The organism is Aquitalea sp. S1-19, assembly GCF_024343515.1.
The window spans coordinates 1-18,941 of sequence record NZ_RJTZ01000065.1 but is presented as its reverse complement, the minus strand read 5'-3'; the positions used below and the strand labels follow the sequence as shown (position 1 = coordinate 18,941).

The 18,941-nt window shown below is 59.5% G+C and carries 22 protein-coding genes and 1 rRNA gene; 11 read left to right on the top strand and 12 right to left on the bottom strand.

Translation table 11 applies throughout. From position 1 onward, the window contains the following. The coding region (locus EGI20_RS10965) for a TIGR03862 family flavoprotein (RefSeq protein WP_498631488.1) at positions 1-744 on the top strand (744 nt) is incomplete at its 5' end. 3 nt (positions 745-747) lie between these two features. Here EGI20_RS10965 and EGI20_RS10960 read toward each other — a convergent pair. The 10 genes from EGI20_RS10960 to purM all read right to left on the bottom strand — a co-directional run bounded on the left by EGI20_RS10960 (position 748) and on the right by purM (position 10,436). Next, positions 748-1,449 carry a peptidoglycan DD-metalloendopeptidase family protein gene (locus tag EGI20_RS10960; RefSeq protein WP_498631487.1) on the bottom strand — a complete coding sequence of 234 codons (702 nt, stop codon included), beginning with the start codon at positions 1,447-1,449 and terminating at the stop codon, positions 748-750. A 35-nt stretch (positions 1,450-1,484) separates the two neighbouring features. Then, a complete protein-coding gene (locus tag EGI20_RS10955) occupies positions 1,485-2,261 on the bottom strand; it encodes a ferredoxin--NADP reductase (RefSeq protein ID WP_498631486.1) in 777 nt (258 codons plus the stop codon). 124 nt (positions 2,262-2,385) lie between these two features. Beyond that, positions 2,386-3,630: a uracil-xanthine permease family protein gene (locus EGI20_RS10950; RefSeq protein WP_160797528.1), complete on the bottom strand. Its 1,245-nt coding sequence runs from the start codon at positions 3,628-3,630 to the stop codon at positions 2,386-2,388. A gap of 85 nt (positions 3,631-3,715) precedes the next feature. Further along, the gene (gene upp, locus EGI20_RS10945; protein ID WP_124735461.1) at positions 3,716-4,348 is read right to left on the bottom strand and encodes a uracil phosphoribosyltransferase; all 633 of its coding nucleotides are present in this window, start codon (positions 4,346-4,348) and stop codon (positions 3,716-3,718) included. A 165-nt stretch (positions 4,349-4,513) separates the two neighbouring features. Then, complete coding sequence (gene grxD / locus EGI20_RS10940; RefSeq protein WP_124735462.1) at positions 4,514-4,834, bottom strand: Grx4 family monothiol glutaredoxin; 321 nt, start codon at positions 4,832-4,834, stop codon at positions 4,514-4,516. An 82-nt stretch (positions 4,835-4,916) separates the two neighbouring features. Next, on the bottom strand, positions 4,917-6,272 hold the full coding sequence (locus tag EGI20_RS10935) for a chloride channel protein (RefSeq protein WP_160797530.1): 1,356 nt from the start codon (positions 6,270-6,272) through the stop codon (positions 4,917-4,919). A gap of 21 nt (positions 6,273-6,293) precedes the next feature. Further along, entirely contained in the window at positions 6,294-7,559 is a 1,266-nt protein-coding gene (locus tag EGI20_RS10930) for an RsmB/NOP family class I SAM-dependent RNA methyltransferase (RefSeq protein ID WP_498631489.1), read from the bottom strand. After that, positions 7,555-8,709 carry a DUF3108 domain-containing protein gene (locus tag EGI20_RS10925; protein ID WP_498631485.1) on the bottom strand — a complete coding sequence of 385 codons (1,155 nt, stop codon included), beginning with the start codon at positions 8,707-8,709 and terminating at the stop codon, positions 7,555-7,557. Before EGI20_RS10925 ends, EGI20_RS10930 begins: the two co-directional genes overlap by 5 nt. Positions 8,710-8,715: 6 nt before the next feature. Further along, positions 8,716-9,354, bottom strand: a complete 639-nt coding sequence (gene purN, locus EGI20_RS10920) for a phosphoribosylglycinamide formyltransferase (RefSeq protein WP_498631484.1) — start codon at positions 9,352-9,354, stop codon at positions 8,716-8,718. 44 nt (positions 9,355-9,398) lie between these two features. Next, a complete protein-coding gene (gene purM / locus EGI20_RS10915) occupies positions 9,399-10,436 on the bottom strand; it encodes a phosphoribosylformylglycinamidine cyclo-ligase (RefSeq protein WP_498631483.1) in 1,038 nt (345 codons plus the stop codon). A gap of 84 nt (positions 10,437-10,520) precedes the next feature. Between purM and EGI20_RS10910 the strand changes: the two genes are divergently transcribed. The 6 genes from EGI20_RS10910 to EGI20_RS10885 all read left to right on the top strand — a co-directional run bounded on the left by EGI20_RS10910 (position 10,521) and on the right by EGI20_RS10885 (position 15,289). Further along, positions 10,521-11,606, top strand: coding sequence for an AI-2E family transporter (locus tag EGI20_RS10910; RefSeq protein ID WP_498631482.1), 1,086 nt, complete (start codon positions 10,521-10,523; stop codon positions 11,604-11,606). Positions 11,607-11,628: 22 nt separating this feature from the next. Next, positions 11,629-12,303: a DnaA regulatory inactivator Hda gene (hda, locus tag EGI20_RS10905; RefSeq protein WP_124735469.1), complete on the top strand. Its 675-nt coding sequence runs from the start codon at positions 11,629-11,631 to the stop codon at positions 12,301-12,303. After that, complete coding sequence (locus EGI20_RS10900) at positions 12,300-12,968, top strand: histidinol-phosphatase (protein ID WP_498631481.1); 669 nt, start codon at positions 12,300-12,302, stop codon at positions 12,966-12,968. Before hda ends, EGI20_RS10900 begins: the two co-directional genes overlap by 4 nt. Before the next feature lie 73 nt (positions 12,969-13,041). Further along, positions 13,042-13,908, top strand: a complete 867-nt coding sequence (locus EGI20_RS10895; RefSeq protein WP_124735471.1) for an ATP-binding protein — start codon at positions 13,042-13,044, stop codon at positions 13,906-13,908. A 44-nt stretch (positions 13,909-13,952) separates the two neighbouring features. Beyond that, on the top strand, positions 13,953-14,870 hold the full coding sequence (locus EGI20_RS10890; protein WP_498631480.1) for a Nudix family hydrolase: 918 nt from the start codon (positions 13,953-13,955) through the stop codon (positions 14,868-14,870). Further along, positions 14,867-15,289 (top strand): hypothetical protein, encoded by a 423-nt coding sequence (locus EGI20_RS10885; RefSeq protein WP_498631479.1) that lies wholly within the window; start codon positions 14,867-14,869, stop codon positions 15,287-15,289. The genes EGI20_RS10890 and EGI20_RS10885 overlap by 4 nt, the downstream gene beginning before the upstream one ends. A gap of 47 nt (positions 15,290-15,336) precedes the next feature. Here EGI20_RS10885 and ubiA read toward each other — a convergent pair whose 3' ends face one another. Together ubiA and EGI20_RS10875 are read right to left on the bottom strand one after the other, a co-directional pair. Continuing rightward, positions 15,337-16,209 carry a 4-hydroxybenzoate octaprenyltransferase gene (gene ubiA, locus EGI20_RS10880; RefSeq protein WP_498631478.1) on the bottom strand — a complete coding sequence of 291 codons (873 nt, stop codon included), beginning with the start codon at positions 16,207-16,209 and terminating at the stop codon, positions 15,337-15,339. After that, positions 16,209-16,742 (bottom strand): chorismate--pyruvate lyase family protein, encoded by a 534-nt coding sequence (locus EGI20_RS10875; RefSeq protein WP_498631477.1) that lies wholly within the window; start codon positions 16,740-16,742, stop codon positions 16,209-16,211. The genes ubiA and EGI20_RS10875 overlap by 1 nt, the downstream gene beginning before the upstream one ends. Positions 16,743-16,798: 56 nt before the next feature. Here EGI20_RS10875 and EGI20_RS10870 point away from each other — a divergent pair, with 56 nt between their 5' ends. The 4 genes from EGI20_RS10870 to EGI20_RS10855 form a co-directional block, all read left to right on the top strand. Beyond that, positions 16,799-17,149 (top strand): CidA/LrgA family protein, encoded by a 351-nt coding sequence (locus tag EGI20_RS10870; protein ID WP_498631476.1) that lies wholly within the window; start codon positions 16,799-16,801, stop codon positions 17,147-17,149. Beyond that, positions 17,146-17,862 (top strand): LrgB family protein, encoded by a 717-nt coding sequence (locus tag EGI20_RS10865; protein WP_498631475.1) that lies wholly within the window; start codon positions 17,146-17,148, stop codon positions 17,860-17,862. The genes EGI20_RS10870 and EGI20_RS10865 overlap by 4 nt, the downstream gene beginning before the upstream one ends. 36 nt (positions 17,863-17,898) lie before the next feature. Beyond that, complete coding sequence (locus EGI20_RS10860; protein WP_498631474.1) at positions 17,899-18,360, top strand: SixA phosphatase family protein; 462 nt, start codon at positions 17,899-17,901, stop codon at positions 18,358-18,360. Positions 18,361-18,719: 359 nt separating this feature from the next. Continuing rightward, positions 18,720-18,941, top strand: a 16S ribosomal RNA gene (locus EGI20_RS10855); the annotation flags it as partial.

Below are 18,941 nucleotides of genomic sequence, written 5' to 3'. Positions count from 1 at the left end.
GGCGGCGGGAGCTGGCGCAAGCTGGGCTCGGATGGTGCCTGGTTGCCGCTACTGCAGGAGAAGGGTGTGGCGGTGGCGGAGCTTGAGCCTTCCAACTGTGGCTTCGAGGCGGGCTGGTCGCCATTTTTTGCCGACAAGTTTGCCGGTGAGGCGCTTAAATCCATCACCGTCACCTTAAGCGATGTAAACGGTGTCAGCGAGACCCGGCGCGGCGGTCTGGTGCTGTCGCGCTATGGTGTCGAAGGCAATCTGATCTATGCCTTGTCTGCACGCTTGCGTGAGCTGATCAAGCGCGATGGTCAGGCGACCTTTTATCTGGATCTGGCACCGGATCGTAGTGCCGACAAGGTTATGCAAGAAGTCGCCCATCCGCGCGGCTCGCGCTCGCTGTCCAGCCATCTGCAAAGCCGGCTGAATCTCAAGGGTGCGCGCATGGGCTTGCTGCGCGAATGCCTGGACAAGGACAGCTTTAACGATGTGGCTAGGCTTTCTGCGGCCATCAAGGCCTTGCCGGTGACGGTCAGCGCGCCGCGCCCGCTGGACGAGGCGATCAGCAGTGCCGGTGGCGTGTGCTTTGCGGCTCTGGATAGCGGCTTGATGCTGCAGCGCTTGCCGGGCGTATTTTGTGCCGGCGAGATGCTGGACTGGGAGGCGCCGACTGGCGGCTATTTGCTGACGGCTTGCCTTGCGACTGGCCGTGCGGCCGGTGCCGGCGTCGTCAACCGGCTCTTGGGCTGCAAGTAGCGCTTAGTTCAGATAAGGCATGGGATCGACCGCCTGGCCGCGGTAGCGCAGTTCGAAGTGCAACTTGGTGCGGTCGGTGCCGCTGCTGCCCATGCTGGCGATGGGTTGGCCACGCCTGACGGTATCGCCTTCTTTGACCCTGAGCGACTGGTTATGGGCATAGGCGCTGAGGAAGGCTTCGTTGTGCTTGATAATGAGCAAGTTGCCGTAAGCGCGTATGCCTTGCCCGGCATAGACCACCTTGCCGGCGCCGGCAGCAAGAATGTCGTCTCCGGGCTTGCCTGCAATATCGATGCCCTTGTTGCGGCTGCTGTAACCTTGAATCAGCTTGCCCTTGGCCGGCCAGCTCAGCGCGATGCTAGCGCTGGCGGGGGCCGGCTTAGGCTTGGCCGCCGGACGCACGGGTGTTGCCGCAGGCTTGCTTGGGCGTGGGCTGCTATTCTGGTTGCTGGCTGCATAGCGTGGCGGCGGGATGATGCGCAGCACCTGCCCCACATTGATGGCATTGCCGGGCAGCCGGTTCCAGCTGCGCAGTTCGCTGACGCTGCGCCCGCTATTGCGCGCAATGCGGTATAGCGTGTCGCCCGCCTGCACACGGTAGTGCCCTGCCGGAATGGGCGGATAAGTGGGGGTACTGCTGCAGGCGCAAAGGCTGAATGCAATGGTGCACAATGCCAGTTTTAGCCACGGGAATGAAAGGCGCATCAGCCGATTCTAACATTTCATGGCCTCTTTCGGCTTTACCAGCCGTTTTCCAGCACGATCTGTCCCTGAGATTTCAGGCGTGACAGGCTATAGCCCTGCTTGACCAGGGTTGCGAAGGTACTGGCCACCATCTGCGGGTTGCCGCACACCATAAAGCGGCTATGTTCCGGGCTTGGCCTGAGCCCGGCGGCAGCGGCCAGACGGCCATCATCGATCAAGGCGGGGATGCGGGCGTCCAGCATGCCCGCCGGCGCATGGCGGGTGACGACCGGCAGATAGATCAGTTTATGGCCGTGTTCGGCCCATAGCGGGTGGCTGCGCAGGGCGGCAATTTCAGCCTGATAGGCCAGATCGCCGGCTTCGCGTACCCCATGAACCAGCACGATATGTTCGAAGCGCTGCCATAGCTCAGGCTGCTGCAAAATGGACAGATAAGGCGCAAGCCCGGTACCGGTGGCCAGCAGCCATAACTGCGGAGCGTTTGGCAGGCGGTCGGCGGTAAAAAAACCATTGGCCTTGTTGTCCAGCAGCAGCGTGTCTCCCACCTGCATTGCTTTCAGGCGCGAAGTGAACTGACCATCCGGCACCAGAATGGAAAAAAATTCCAGATAGTCATCCCACGGTGCCGACACCATGGAGTAGGCGCGCCACAGCTTGCCCGTGCCTTGCGGCAAACCCAGCCGGGCAAACTGGCCGGGAATAAAACGGAAGCCGGCGGGACGCGACAGGCGGAAGCTGACGAGTTTGTCGCTCCAGTGGCGGACAGCGAGCAGGGTTTCAAGCGTGAAGTTTTCGGCAGGCGCAGCGTTCATGATTAATATCCGATTAATTTACTCGGGTATTGTCGGGGCAGGGCATGGGGATTGCAAGGGGGGGCACAAAAGGCAAATCCCGGGCGTGACACATGTGCTATGCCACGCCCGCTTGCTGCGCGCTTTAGATATCGCGCCCTTCTTCTATGCCTTGATGGCTGGGGGATTGCACCGGCAGCACCAGATTGAGCAGGATGGCCAGTACCGAACACAGGCCGACGCCAACCAGGCTGAACGAACCTATTTTCAGTTCCAGCGCGCCGATGCCGGCGGTCAGTACCACCGAGATAATCACCAGATTGCGCGGCTGCATCAGGTCGACCTTGGCTTCAATCAGGGTCTTCAGGCCCAGCGAGGCGATGGTACCGAACAGCAGCACCATAATGCCACCCATTACCGGCATAGGAATGGATTGCAGCAGGGCATTGAACTTGCCGAAGAAGGCCATGCAGATGGCGAAGATCGCCGCCCAGGTCATTACGCGCGGGTTGAAGTTGCGGGTGATCATCACCGCGCCGGTCACTTCGGCATAGGTGGTGACTGGCGGGCCGCCGACCATGCCGGCAAAGCACACACCCAGGCCGTCGCCGGCCAGCGTGCGGTGCAGACCCGGCGTCTTGGTGTAGTCCTTGCCGGTGACACCACCAATGGCCATGACGCCGCCGATATGTTCGATGGCCGGCGCAATGGCTACCGGCAGCATAAAGAGTGCAGCAGCCCAGTTCACTTCAGGCGAGTGAAATTCCGGGATGGCAAACCATGGTGCATTGGCGATCTTGGCGAAGTCGACCATGCCCATAAAGGCGGCGACGATATAACCGACGGTGACGCCGGCCAGAATCGGTACCAGACGGAACATGCCGCGTGCGAAGATGGAAACGATGATGGTCGTGGTCAGCGAAATGGCTGCCAGAATCAGCGAGCTGTCGTAGGGCATGATCTGTTGCCCGCCGGCACGGCCCATGGCCATATTCGAGGCGGCACCGGCTACCGACAGACCGATGATCATGATGACCGGGCCGATCACCACCGGAGGCAGCAGGCGGTTGACCATTTCCATGCCGCGCCAGCGCACGATGGCGGCGACGACAAAGTACATAAAGCCGGCGCAGAACAGGCCGAACATGGTGGCGCCCATGCCCCAGGTCTGCATCGAGTAGATGATGGGGCCGATAAAGGCAAAGCTGGACCCCAGAAAGATGGGCACCGAGAAGCCGGTGACGACCTGGAACATCAAGGTGCCGACGCCGGCACCGAGCAAGGCCATGGCCGGATTCAGCCCGGTCAGCAGCGGTACCAGTACCAGCGCGCCGAAGGCGACGAACAGAATCTGCGCCCCCGATACCGCCTGTTTGAGATGTTGGAACATCTTGTTTTCCCCTTTTCTTGTGTGTGTGCTTTCAAAAAAACGCCGCCCGGTTCAGCGGGGCGGCGTTTGATGGATTTTTTGTCGTTTATGCGTGCTTGGTGCCGAAGATCTTGTCGCCGGCATCGCCCAGGCCCGGAATGATATAGCCGTGCTCGTTCAGGTGGCTGTCCAGCGACGCCGAATAGATCTGCACATCGGGGTGGGCATCGTTGACTGCCTTCACGCCTTCGGGGGCGGCAACCATGACTACCGCCTTGATCTGTTTGCAGCCCTTGCGCTTGAGCAGTTCAATGGTGGCATTCATCGAGCCACCGGTAGCCAGCATAGGATCAATGATGATGGCTATGCGTTCGTCCAGACTGTCGACGAATTTGTCGAAGTAGGACACCGGCTCCAGTGTTTCTTCATTGCGGGCGAGGCCGACCACACTGATCTTGGCCGATGGCACCAGATCGAGCACGCCGTCCAGCATGCCGATGCCGGCGCGCAGGATAGGGACGACGGTGACTTTCTTGCCCTTGATCTGTTCGATGTCTATCTTGCCGCACCAGCCATCAATCTGGATAGTTTCCAGCTCGAAGTCGCGGGTGGCTTCGTAGGCCAGCAGACGGGCCAGTTCCTGAGTCAGCTGGCGAAACTTCATGGTGCTGATGTCGCCTTCGCGCAATAGACCCAGCTTGTGCTGTACCAGCGGATGCTGGACGACGGTGATATTCATGATCGGCCCCTGAGAAAAAGCTGCCGTTCCGCTCCGCTAGGGCGGACAGAAAGACAGCTTTCGATGTGCAAAACCGGCTGCACAAGGGCAGCCGGTCGAATGGAGCGATTCTAACGCAATTTATGCCTGTAAATCTACGTTTCTATGGCATGAACTGCGAGAGACTTATTCTGCAGCTACGCCTTCCAGCATTTTTTGCAGCTCACCGTTTTGGTACAGCTCGGTCATGATGTCGGAGCCGCCAATAAATTCGCCCTTGATATAGAGCTGGGGAATGGTTGGCCAGCTGGAGAATTCCTTGATGCCCTGACGGATTTCAGGATCTTGCAATACGTCGATGGCCGCAAACTTGGCGATGCCGCAGGCCTTGATGATCTGCACGGCACGGGCGGAGAAACCACACTGCGGGAAGGTCGGGGAACCTTTCATGAACAGTACGACAGGGTTGCTGGTAACCGTTTCGCGGATGGTGTCCTGAATCGACATGGTGCTGGTCCTTTTTATGGTGTTGTTTGCTCAATACCCGAGCGAATTGATGGGTTATTTTAATGAATCCACGCCACTTTGGTCAATTCCGGCTGGTGGCCGGTGCCGCGCGTATTGTTTTCAGCAGCATTCTGGCCTGAGCATCATACAGCGAATGGCGGTTGATCAGCCGCGAGATGCCTGCGGCAATCAGGGCGCTGGCCATCAGCGGAATCAGCATGGTCGACGAATCGGTCATTTCCATCACAATCACAAAGCCGGTGACCGGCGCGCGCGTCATGCCGGCAAAGTAGGCCACCATGCCCAGCAAAACCACTGCCGTCTCCGGCTGGGCCGGCATCAGCTGCGCCACATTCAGGCCGAAGCCGGCACCGACCGCCAGCGCCGGCGCAAAGATGCCGCCGGTGGCACCGGATAGATAGCTGAGCAACATGGTGATCAGCTTGAGGATGCCATAGCCTTCCAGTCCTTCGGTATGGCCTTCGATAATGTCGCGCGCCCTGAAATAGCCGGTACCGAAGGTCATGCCGTCGCTGGCGATGCCGATGCCGGCGATGATCAGGCCGCACAGAATGGCAAACAGAACCGGTGAAAAAGCTCTGGCCTTGGCGATGGAGTTGGGTAAAAAGAAGGAAATGCCCAGAATCAGTTTGGCGGTGATGCCGCCTAGCAGGCCGCCCACCACACCGGTAGCAATAATCGGAATCCAGCCGCTGAGAAAGTGCATTGAGGCGGAGGCTGTGCCGAAGTAGCTGTAATTGCCGAGAAAGGCATAGGCCGTCAGGCCGGACAGAATGACCGACAGCAAGATGGTCGAGCTGGCCTTCTGGTCGAAGGTGCGGCCCATTTCCTCGATGGCAAACACGATGCCGGCCAGCGGCGCATTAAAGGCAGCCGCCACGCTGGCTGCGCTGCCGGCCAGAATCAGCCCGCGCCCATAGCCGAAGTGGCCGATGCCGGATTTGCCCAGCCGGTATTTGATGGCGGCACCGATCTGCACGATAGGGCCTTCATAGCCGAAGGTCGCGCCCGAACCGATGCCCAGCAAGGTCAGGAAGATCTTGGACACCGCCACCTTGAGGGTGAGAAAGCGCTCACGCAGCAAACCCGCATCCGGCTCCAGTGCCGCGATGCATTGCGGAATGCCGCCACCGGCGGTGCCGATCAGCACATAGCGCGACAGATACACCGACAGCCCCAAGCCCAGTGGGGTGATCAGCAAGGCCCACCATGGCGAGTTGTCGTAGATGGTGAAAAACAGTTCATGCAGCAGATGGCTGCCCTGGCCGAACACCACCGCCACCAGGCCGATCAGGATGGCGGAAACCCACAACTCCACGCGCCTTTGCCATAGCCGTATGGTCAGGAACAAAAAACGCATACGCCGCGACATGCGCTGGCTGCGTACGGCAAAGCTGGGCGTGGAGGAGTGCGCCATGACAGGCCTTCGTTTAAGGGTTTACTCGGTAGCTGTGGCTGCGTTGCGGGTCATCACGGCGGCGAAGAAACCGTCGGTCTGGTGGATGGCCGGGTTCAGTTGCAGCACATCGCCGGTGTCCAGCGGGATCTTCATTTCGGCCAGTACGGCAGAGGCCGGCACCAGGCTGAAATCGGGGTGCGCAGCGAGGAAGGCCTGCACGATCTCCATGTTTTCCTGCGGCAGCAGGCTGCAGGTGGCATAGACCAGACGCCCGCCCACGGCCACCATGCGCGAGGCCGAAGCCAGAATGGAAGCCTGCTTGACGTTGAGTTCGGCCACGCTGTCCGGGCTCTGGCGGTACTTGAGGTCGGGATTGCGGCGCAAAGTGCCCATGCCGGAGCAGGGCGCATCGACCAGTACGCGCTGTGCCTTGCCGGCCAGACGCTTGACCCGGGTATCGTTTTCGTGGGCGATCAGGGTCGGGTGGACATTGGACAGGCCGGAGCGTGCCAGACGCGGCTTGAGGTTGGATAAGCGCTTTTCCGACACATCAAAAGCATAGAGGCGGCCGCTATTATGCATTTGCGCGCCCAGCAGCATGGTCTTGCCACCGGCGCCGGCACAGAAATCCACCACCATTTCGCTGCGGCGGGCACCGGTAATCAGCCCCAGCAGCTGGCTGCCTTCGTCCTGCACTTCGATTACGCCCTGCATAAACAGGATGTGCTTGTTGATGGCGGGCTTGCCCTTGAGACGGATGCCCAGCGGCGAGTAGGGGGTCACAGTCGCATCGAAGCCGTCGGCGATCAGGCGCGACAGCACCTCGTCACGGCGGCCTTTCAGCGTGTTGACGCGCAGATCCAGCGGTGCGCTTTGCATCAGGCTGCGTCCCAGTTCAAGGATGCTGTCTTCGTCCTGATCGCTCATGCGGTCTATCACCCACTGCGGCAGCTCGGCGCGCTGTGCCAGACCATCAGGCATGGCGCGACCCTTGACGTCGGCCAGCCAGATTTTTTCGTCTTCTTTCAGGCCGTCGCCGCATTCTTTCAGGTTGGTGCCCCACAGTTTGGCCATGGCGGCCAGCAGCACATTGCGCGAATTGGGCTTTTTCGGTGCACACAGGGCGCGCAGGGTTTCCAGACGGCGCAGGCAGGTGAAACAGGCTTCGGCAATGGCGTGACGGTCGGTCGAACCCAGTTGGCGGTGTTCGCGGAACCAGTTGGACAGGATCACGTCGGACGGGCTTTCAAAGCGCAGCATCTGGTCCAGTACTTTAACGATATGGTTGAACTGCAACGGGCTAATTTTCATTTTTTCTCATCTTTCTGGGCGGCAGCTTCCAGATGGAGCTGCCATCAATGTCGATTTGGTAGGCGCGCAGTTCCAGCGATTTATCGCGGTCTGCGCGCAAGATACGTACCGGCAGGTTGGCAAAATCCGGTGCCAGCCAGTATTCGTTGACGTCGCCGTCTTTGCTGGCACGCACCAGGGCCACGCGCATCCTGCCTTCATCGGTATCGTAGTCGGTCTCGCCAGCCGCCTTGAGCGGATAGCTGTAAACCTTTTTGCCGGTGGTGATCTGGGTTGGCATATCGCCCAGATCGGCCCCGTTCAGTGCCAGCTGGAAAGCGAGGCTCAAGACATCTTGTGCGCCTTTTTCCAGCTGTGTGCTCTTGGCTTCCTTATCGCCATAGTCTAGACGCTGCGCGTCGTAGTCGAAGCGGGCATGTTCGCGCAGGGTATCGTTGCGAAATGCCTGGTAGCTGTCGGGGCGCAGGCCTTTCTTGCTGACCCGCCCTTCCGACAGATAACGCAGTGCCGGGCCAAACAGCCCCTTGATGCGGGCTTCTATCCGGTAGTTCGCGCCGGTGCGTTGCCAGACAATCTGTCCGCCGCCGACCATGGCTGCACCGTAATAGGCGTGATAGTACAGGGTCGCCTGATCCGGGAAGCGCGTGATGGCGTTCTGCGGCTGCATATAGCCGGCGGGTGCCTCCTGCTTTGCTGCTTGTGGTGCGCTGGCCTCGGGTGCGCTGGCGTTCAGCTTGTCCAGCGCCGCCAGCGTTTCTGCCAGACGGGGCTGTGCCTGGCGTGCTGGTTTTGCCGGTTTTTTTTGCGCGCTGGGTTCATCCGGCACCAGGGCTTGCAGCTGCTGGGCTGCAGGTGCGGACGCTGCCTTTTTATTGTCGGGCTTGGCATCCTGTGTGGTGCTGTGGGCCGGCTTGGACGCGGGCTTTCGCGGTGCGAGTGCCGCCGTCGTTTTAGCTGCGCTTGCCTGTGCCTGCTGTGCATCGCCATCAGCGAGCTGCATTTTTTTCAGCGTCGCCGTGAGCGGGCGCAAAGCCTGTTCTTGCGGCACGGCCAAGGGCAACTGCCAGGCTTCGTGGCCTAGCAGCAGCAAATGGACGAACAGCGACAGTGCGAGCGCTAGCAGCAAGGGGCGCAAGGCGCGCATTGTGATTTAGGGCTGCGGTGAGAGCAGGCTGCCCGCCTGCTGCTGAGCCGTTACCGGCCTGATTACACGCTCATCGCATAGCGTGAATTGACCGCTGACAAAGTCGTGCACGGCGGCAGGGTAGAGCTGGTGTTCAACGGCTAGCGTACGCTGTGCCAGTGTCTGTGCCGTGTCGCCCGGCAAGATGGCGACGGCGCCTTGTGCCACGATGGGGCCGTGATCCAGTTCGGCGGTGACAAAGTGCACGGTGCAGCCGGCAAGCATGCAGCCGGCGTCCAGCGCGCGCTGATGGGTATTCAGGCCGGTAAAAGCCGGTAGTAGCGAAGGGTGGACATTCAGCATCCGCCCCTGGTAATGGCGGGTAAATCCGGCGCTGAGTATGCGCATAAAACCGGCCAGCACCACCAGGTCGGGCGCGAAGCGGTCGATTCTTTCGGCCAGTGCCGTATCGAAGGCTTCACGGCTGGCAAAAGCCTTGTGGTCCAGCACTTCGGTATGGATACCGCGTGCGGCGGCCCATGCCAGACCCGCCGCATCGGGGCGGTTGGAGATCACTGCTGCGATGTGCGCGCCGGGAATGCCGGCCTCGACAATGGCCTGCATATTGGAGCCGCGGCCGGAAATCAGGATAACGATATTTTTCATGGTATGCCTGACGGGAGCAGCGTACTGCCCCCGTCGTCAAGAGCTTAGCCGACCTGGGTCTGGTGTTCGTCGCCGTTACGCGCGGCAATATTGCCGATGCGGTAGACGGTTTCGCCTTCTGCTGCGAGCAAGGCGCAGGCAGCGTCAGCGTGTTCGGCTGCCACGATGACTACCATGCCGATGCCGCAGTTGAAGGTACGATACATTTCCTGCGCATCGACCTGACCTTTGTCTTGCAGCCACTGGAACAGTTTAGGCAGATCCCAGCTCGCGGCATCGATTTTCGCCACGCAGTTTTCCGGCAGTACGCGCGGGGTGTTTTCGGTAATGCCGCCACCGGTGATGTGTGCCATGCCCTTGACCGGCAATTCCGCCATCAGTTTGAGCAGGGGCTTGACGTAGATGCGGGTCGGCGCAATCACCGCTTCGCGCAGGGTCTTGCCGTGTTCGAATTCGGCATCCAGATCAGGGGCTGCGCGTTCGATGATTTTGCGCACCAGGCTGTAACCGTTGGAGTGTACGCCGTTGGAGGCCAGACCCAGCACGATATCGCCCGGCGCAATTTCGCGGCCGGTGATGACTTTGCTCTTCTCTACCACGCCGACAGCAAAGCCGGCCAGGTCATATTCGCCGACCGGGTACATGCCGGGCATCTCGGCGGTTTCGCCGCCAATCAAGGCGCAACCAGCCTGTTCGCAGCCTTGGGCAATGCCTTTGATGACATCGGTCGCTTGCGCAACATCCAGTTTGCCGCAGGCGAAATAGTCGAGGAAAAATAGCGGTTCGGCACCTTGCACCAGAATGTCGTTGACACTCATGGCGACCAGGTCGATACCGACGGTGTCGTGGCGGTTCCAGTCGAAAGCGAGCTTGAGCTTGGTGCCGACGCCATCGGTGCCGGAAACCAGAACAGGTTCACTGAACTTTTTGGAGATTTCCACCAGTGCGCCAAAACCGCCGAGTCCACCCAATACTTCGGGGCGCATGGTGCGCTTGGCAAACGGCTTGATGTTCTCGACGAGCGCGTCGCCTGCGTCAATATCTACGCCGGCATCGCGGTAACTGAGGGACGTGGTATTCAAGATCGACTCGCTTTCTGCTAACGTGTTTGTTTTACTTCGAACTTTCGGCTGAACGAAAGCGCGGGTATTTTAACCGAATAGACGATGACGCGCTCTCATTACTCCTTCATTCCCTGGTTATCGGCGCTGGCCGTGCTGTTGGTGCTGTCCTGGCTGGTCTTTAGCCTGTCCGGCGTGCTGACGCCGTTTATCGTCGCAGCCATTCTCGCCTACATCCTTGACCCCATGGTCGGCTGGCTGGCGCGGCACCGTTTTTCGCGCGCGCTGGCTTCGTCTTTGGTGATGCTGGGTGGCATGCTGGTGCTGGTGACGCTATTGCTGGTGGTGGTGCCGATGCTGATCGAGCAGGGGCAGGCGCTGATGAGCCGGCTGCCAGCCTTTATCGACTTTATCCAGAACCGTTTCCTGCCGTGGCTGGATGCGCGCTTTGGCATCAAGATCGTGCTGAATGCCGAGAGCTGGCGCAACACGCTGTCGACCCAGGGCGGATTTTTCCGCAAGGCTCTGGAGCAGCTGCTGCCACAACTGACGCATGGCGGTGCCGTGCTGTTTAATTTTGTCTCCAATATGGTGTTGCTGCCCTTGCTGCTGTATTACTTTTTGCTCGACTGGCCGCGCATGTGCCGCTGGGTGGCCGAACTAGTGCCTAGGCGCTGGGCGGCAGATGTGGCTTCAGTGTCGGGAGAGCTGGATACGGTGCTGGGCGAATTTTTGCGCGGCCAGCTGTCGGTGATGCTGATCATGGCCAGCTTTTATGGTGGCGGCTTGCTGCTGGTCGGACTGGATTCGGGGCTGGCCATCGGCATGGTAGCCGGTTTGCTGGTGTTTATTCCTTATCTGGGCGCTTTTGTTGGCCTGTTACTGGCCACGCTGGCGGCGCTGTTGCAATACGATACCCTGAGCGGCCTGCTGATGGTGTGGGGCGTGTTTGCCGCCGGCCAGACGCTGGAGAGCTTTGTGGTGACGCCTTATCTGGTGGGGGAGCGTATCGGTTTGTCGCCTATGGCCGTGATCTTTGCCTTGATGGCTTTTGGCCAGCTGATGGGCTTTACCGGCGTGCTGCTGGCCCTGCCTTTGGCGGCGATTGTGTTGGTTTTGGGGCGAACCCTGATACGGCGCTATTTCACGACACGCTTCTATCAGCGTAAAATCTCCCGTCAACGCCCTTAACGCCTTAGCCCAGATTGCAATTTTGGACCAACTCGTACTCGACCTTACGCCGACGCCCTTGCCCGGCTTTGACAATTTCCTTGCCAAGCGCAATCGCGAGATCATTTCGGCGCTGACCGACACGGCAGGTGAACGCTTTATTTACCTGTGGGGTGAGCCCGGCTGTGGCAAGACGCATCTGCTGCAAGCCTGGATCGCCCATGCCGAGCGTACCGGCCGCGCATCCATCTATCTGGATGGCAAGGCCGAACATCTGCCCGATTTTGCCCGTGAGGCGAGCTTTATCGCCGTTGATCACGTTGACGATCTGGCACCGGACGACCAGATCACGCTGTTCTCCATTTACAACTCCTTAAAAGAATCGGGCGAGGGGCGTTTATTGATGGCGGGGCGTCTGCCGCCCATGCGTCTTCCTGTACGCGACGATCTGCGTACCCGTCTGGGCTGGGGACTGGTGTTCCAGGTCAAAGCCTTGTCCGATCAGGACAAGCTCGCCGCGCTTAAACAGCATGCCGCCGAACGCCAGTTGTCCATTCCCGATGATGTGTTCCGTTATTTGCTGACCCACTGGCGCCGCGATCTGGGCAGCCTTTTGGGTGTGCTGGATACGCTGGACCGTTATTCGCTGGCGCTGCAGCGCCCGATTACCGTGCCGCTGGTGAAAACCCTGTTGCAAACTACCCGGTCAGAACCATGAACCTTGCCCTTTTCGATCTGGACAACACCCTGATTGCCGGCGACTCCGATGTCGAGTGGCCCAAATTTCTGATCAAGCGCGGCATTCTGGACGCTACGCATCATGCGCGCCATAACGACTATTTTTATGCGCAGTATCAGGCCGGTACGCTGGATATCTACGAATTCCTCGATTTCCAGCTGGAACCCTTGAGCCGTTTTTCCCGTGCCGAACTCGATGCACTGCACGCCGACTATATGGACGGGCATATTCTGCCGATTATTCCGCGCAAGGCGCGCGAACTGTTGGCCGCGCATCAGGCTAATGGCGATCAGCTTGTGATCGTCACCGCGACCAACCGCTTTATTACCGGGCCGATTGCGCGTGAACTCGGGGTCACGGAGCTGATTGCGGTCGAACTGGAAGAACAGGCCGACGGCCGCTACAGCGGCAAGCCTTCCGGCACACCCAGCTTTAAAGAGGGCAAGATTACCCGCTTGAATGAATGGCTGGCGGCGCGTGGCCAGACGCTGGCAAGCTATGAACAGAGCTTTTTCTACAGCGATTCGCGCAATGATTTGCCGCTATTGTCCATCGTCAGTCACCCGGTTGCAGTCGATCCCGATGATGTGCTGCGAGCGCATGCCCAGACGCATGGCTGGCCGGTGATCAGTCTGCGTTCTTGAGTTAATCAGGCCGGCCCTTGCGCCGGCCTTTTTTATGGCAACTAACAATAAGGTCACAGACCAAAGGAGAAACATGGATAAGCTCAATGCCTTTCTCGAGCGTGCCGAGTCTTTGTTGGCGCGGCTGGAGCCTTTGCTGCCTCCTGCGCTGCCGTCACCGGACTGGACGGCTCCGGCATTTCGCTGGCGCCGTCAGGGGCTGGCCACCTGGCTGGAGCCTGTATACACGCCACATGGTATGCGTCTGGGCGATTTGCTGCACGTAGATACGCAAAAAGAGTCGCTGGTGCGCAATACCCGTCATTTCCTCAAGGGGCGACCGGCCAATAATGTGCTCTTGACCGGTGCGCGCGGCACCGGCAAGTCGTCCCTGGTCAAGGCCTTGCTGTCCGAGTTTGCCGACAAGGGTTTGCGCCTGATCGAAGTCGAGAAAACCCATCTGGCCGATCTGCCGCAAATTGTCGATTGTCTGGCCGGTCGTCCCGAGCGCTTTATCCTGTTTTGCGATGATCTGTCGTTTGAAGAAGGCGAGGATGGCTATAAGGCGCTTAAGTCTGCACTGGATGGCGGCATCGCGCCGCGCGCCAGCAACTTGCTGATCTATGCCACCTCCAACCGCCGCCATCTTTTGCCCGAGCGCATGAGCGAAAACCGCGACGGCCGCTCGCCGGACGGGGAGATTCACCCGGGCGAGGCGATCGAAGAGAAGGTGTCGCTGTCTGACCGTTTCGGCTTGTGGTTGTCGTTTTATCCTTTTGATCAGGATGCCTATCTGGCCGCCGCCGCCTCGTGGCTGGGCAGTTTCGGCCTGCCGTTTGACGGCCCGGCCGAGCGCGCTGCGCTGCAATGGGCACGCATGCGTGGCAGCCGCTCGGGACGCGTCGCCTGGCAATTTGCTTGTGACTGGGCCGGGCGCACGGTCAAGGAACGCAAGCTGTAAGTCTCTTGCCCGCCCTTGGGCGGGCTTTCACCCATAGAAGCCGTATGCATTCCTCCAACAAAAAAATCATTCCCGTCGTCGCCGGTGCGCTGATGCGCGCCGATGGCGCTTTTATGCTGGGCTCGCGCCCGGCCGGCAAACCTTATGCCGGCTACTGGGAGTTTCCCGGTGGCAAGGTCGAACCCGGCGAGAGCCTGTTCGATGCGCTGGTGCGCGAGTTTAGCGAAGAGATGGGTATTACCGTCACCCATGCCACGCCGTGGCTGACCCGGGTGCATCATTATGAACATGCTTCGGTCGAGCTGACTTTTTTCCGTATCTGGGCATGGGACGGCGAGCCGCAGTCCTGTGAAGGGCAGGCCTTCGCCTGGCAAATGCCGGGGCAAGAAACCGTGAGCCCCATGCTGCCGGCCAACGGCCCCATCCTTAAATCCCTGTCTCTGCCGGATTACTGTGTGCGCGCGTGTTCTAACCCTACTGACACGGCGGCGACGCTGGCCGCCTTGCCGGGGCGGGCTTTGCTGCTGGTGGATGAGCCGGCACTTGAGCGGCACGAGTTGGCCGCCTTGCTGCAGGCGCTCGCGCCTGACGTGCATGCGGCCGGTGGCTTGCTGCTGGCCAAGGCCGATCCAGCCTGGCTTACCGGGCTGCCGGTCGATGGCGTGCATTTGTCGCAGCAAGCTCTGGATACATTGACTGATCGTCCGGATTTTCCTTGGGTCGGGGCGGAGGTGGCGTCGCTGGCGGGGCTTGCGCGTGCGGGGGCCTTGGCGCTGGATTATGCGTGTGTGGCACTTACCGCTACGGATACGGAGCCAGCCGGGCGCGAGCTGGGTACTTACCTGGCCGGATCCATTCCCTTGCCGGTATTTGCCGATGCGGGTGGAGCCATGCTTGATCTGGATGCGGCGCGTAGATATGGCGCGCATGGCGTGGTGTTGACGCAAGGAGGGATGCGATGACGGCCAAGCGTAAAAAGCTTTTACTATTGGCGCTGGCTTTGCTGGCCCTGGGTGCGATCAAGTTTGCCCTGATCCGCCATTATCTGCAGCAGGACAAGACGGTGCAGGCAGAGGCCTTGCAGTGTGATGTGCTGGCCGGTTGCGCCTTGCCGTCCGGCGGGACTGTGAAGTTCCGGCAGCCGCCCTTGGCCGGCCAGCCCTTTGTGATCGATATCAGCGGTGTGGGCAAAGCCGAACCCAAGGCCGAGTTCAGCATGGTCAGCATGGATATGGGGTTTAACCGTTACAGCTTTGTGCCTGAAGGGCAGAACTGGAGCGCCAATGTGCACTTGCCGGTCTGCGTCAGCGGCAGCAAGGACTGGCAAATGACCCTGCTGCTGGACGGGCGGCGTTACACCTTGCCGTTTGCCGTACGTTGATGTGTTCAACGCCGCCCAAGGATGGGTGGCGTTTTTTCTGCTTGGCTTTAGCGCAGCAGGTAGTCGGCAGCGATGCCGAGAAAGATCAGCAGCCCCACGCGGTTATTGCCCAGAAATGCCTGAAAACAGCGCTGGCGGTCACGGTCGCGGATGGCGAAATACTGACGGCTTACCAGCAGGGCAGCAAGGGTGGTCGCGGCGAAGTAGGGCAGGCCCATGTCCAGCATGCGGCCTAGTTGGAGCAGCAAGAGTATGAAGAGGGCGTGGCATAGCATCACCGCCGCGACATCATGGCGGCCAAAGGTGATGGCCGAAGTCTTGATGCCGATTTTCAGATCATCCGGCTTGTCGACGATCGCGTATTCGGTGTCATAGGCGATGGTCCAGGCCATATTGGCGGCCAGTATCAGCCAGGCCACCGGCGGGACGGTGCCGCTTTGCGCGGCAAAAGCCATCGGAATGCCGAAAGAGAACGCCAGCCCCAGATAGGCTTGTGGCAGTGGGAAGAAGCGCTTGGTAAACGGATAAGTCGCGGCCAGAAACAGCGCCGGCAGGCTCATCGCCCACGTCAGCAGATTAAGCGGCAGAATCAGCAAAAAGGCAGCGAAAGCCAGCGCGCCTGCCAGCAGCAGCGCTTCTTTTTCACTGACTGCGCCGCGGGCAAAGGGGCGGTGGCGGGTGCGTTCGACATGGGCATCGATATGGCGGTCGGCGTAATCATTGATGACGCAGCCGGCCGAACGCATCAGGAAGGTGCCAGCGATAAAAATTGCCACAATCATCCAGTCGGGGCGACCGTCGCCGGCTATCCACAAGCCCCATAAGGTAGGCCAGAGCAAGAGCAGGGTGCCGATGGGCTTGTCGGCACGCATCAGTTGCAGATAAACGGTGGCGCGCTCGCTCAGTCGCGTGCTTTGCATCAGGCCAGACTTTCGAGTTCGGGTAGGAAAATTTCGCTGACCAGCAAGGGCGCGTCATGCAGGGTAAACAGACAGCGCCGTGCCGGCAGTTGCTCTGCCTGGCTATGCGCTTGTACCAGTGCGTGCAATTCATCCGCTTGCTGCAGCGTATTGAAGCGCAAGGGGCCGCGCACCAGTTGCGGCAAGCCGCCAAACAGGGAGAGTCCCAGAGAGCGGGATCCTCTGTCCAGCAGCGCAGACCACTGCGGGCAGGCGCTGCGGCATACGCTGCGCGCCATCACGACCGGTATTCCATCCAGTAGCAACAGCACATGGCGAGCATGGAGCACAGCGTGTGGGGCTATTCCCAATAGCACCGCCTCCTGATCAAGTGCAGTATTATCTGATTGGAATAACACTTGAACATCAAAGCGTCGGCCGCTGGCGAGCAGGCGCTCGGTCAGCGAACCGGGTTCGCTCAGGCAGGCTGCGATGGCTGGGGTGGTGGCAGGCGGATGTTCCTGCCACATAAAGTCGGTAAGCATGGTGCGCATTATGCCAAACGTGGCGCAGCCTTGTCGTGCGCCAGTACAAGCAAGAGGGAGGAAAAATGCTGGAAATGGTGCTGTGGCTGATTGGCTACCAGCTATTGGGTGAGTTTATCGCGCACGCTTTGAGTTTGCCGGTTCCGGGTGCCGTTATCGGCATGTTGCTGCTGTTTATCACCTTGTTGCTGCGCCGTTCGGTGCCGCGAGGCCTGCAGCAGCATGTGCCGGTCTTGTTATCCAATATGTCCTTGCTGTTTATTCCGGCTGGCGTGGGCTTGCTGGCATGGTGGCCCTTGTTGCAGGAGTCGGGCTGGCGCTTGCTGCTGGCGTTAGTGCTGTCAACACTGGTGCCTTTGCTATTGTCGGCTCTGGTATTGAAAACCTTGCTGGGCAGGCTAAGGGCGCACGAATGATGATGGCCGCCACTACGCTTGCCAGGATCGCTTCCTCGCCCATGGCCGGTATTTTTATCACCCTGCTGGCTTACAAGCTGGCCATCTTGTTGAACAAGCGCTGCCATGGTCATCCTTTGACCAATACGGTACTGGTAGGCTCGCTGATCGTGATTACCCTGTTGCTGTTGTCCGGTATCAGTTACGAGGGCTATATGGAGGGCGGGCGTTTTATCCTGCTGCTGCTGGGGCCGGCTACGGTCGCACTGGCGGTGCCGCTATACCATAATCTACCCAAACTCAGGCGTGCAGCCGGCCCCTTGGCGATTGCGCTATGCCTGGGGGCGCTGGCGGGCATTCTCACTGCCTTGTATCTCGGGCAGGGCTTGGGTTTGCCGCACAATGTGGTGTTATCTTTGTTGCCGCGCTCGGTTACGACCCCGATTGCCATGGGGGTGTCCGAGGCGATAGGCGGGATACCGGCGCTCAGTGCCACATTTGTTATCGTGTCCGGTATTTTGGGCGCTGTGCTGGTCAAGCCGCTTTTTACATGGCTGGGCTGGCGCGATGATATGGTGTTGGGGTTTGCTACCGGGCTTGCCGCACACGGTATCGGCACGGCACGTGTGTTTCAGCTTTCGGAAACGGCCGGCGCCTTTGCCGGGCTGGCCATGGGCTTGAACGGTTTGTTGACGGCCGTATTGGTGCCGCTGGTGGTCAGCTGGCTGATGTGATGCACTAGCGTTTAGATTTGAATAAAGGAGAGGGCGATGGATCTGGTGTTATGGCGCCATGCCGAGGCGGAGGAGGGGAGTGACGACTTGGCGCGTGTCCTGACGCGGCGGGGGCATAAGCAGGCCAGCCAGATGGCGTACTGGTTGCGCCAGCATTTGCCTAAAGATTATGTGTTGCTTGCTTCCGAGGCGCGGCGAGCCCAGCAGACTGCTGCTTATCTGGGTAAGCAGCTTGAGGTTTTGCCTGCGCTTAATCCGGATGCATCGTGGGACCAAGTGCTGCGCGCCGTTAAATGGCCGCAAGGGGCGCGCACCGTCGTGCTGGTCGGGCATCAGCCCTATTTGGGGTGCATCGCCGCCATGCTGTTGAGCGAACAGCCGCTGTTCTGGAGCGTGAAAAAGGGCAGCATCTGGTGGCTTAGCCATAAAAAGCATGGCGAGATCGAGCAAGTAAGGCTGAAAACGATGTTGCCGGTGTCCATGCTGGATCACGGATAAAACGGTCAAGCCAGCTCATAACTTGAGCTATTTGTGGGTGTGGTGAAAGTTTCTCTGCCTGTTTTATTTGGTGTTTATCTTTTTGTATCAATGGCTTGTGTAGGTTTTGTGCTTTTTGACCTGCGTTTTTGTGGATTTTATTGCGGGCATAGGGTTGACGCATGTTCCCGAATTCCGTATATTTCGCCTCCTCAGCTGACGACGCAAACGAAACAAGCGGCGCAGCACTGCTCTTTAACAGAACGAACAACCGATAGGTGTGAGTGCTTGGCGATGCCAAACACTCGCACTGCAAGAAGATTGGAAACGTAAAGTTTCTTTGAACTTGCGTGCCAAAGTACGAAAAAAGCATAGAGATTGAACTGAAGAGTTTGATCCTGGCTCAGATTGAACGCTGGCGGCATGCTTTACACATGCAAGTCGAACGGTAACAGGGGCTTCGGCCTGCTGACGAGTGGCGAACGGGTGAGTAATGCGTCGGAACGTGCCAAGTAGTGGGGGATAACGCATCGAAAGGTGTGCTAATACCGCATACGCTCTGAGGAGGAAAGCAGGGGATCTTAGGACCTTGCGCTATTTGA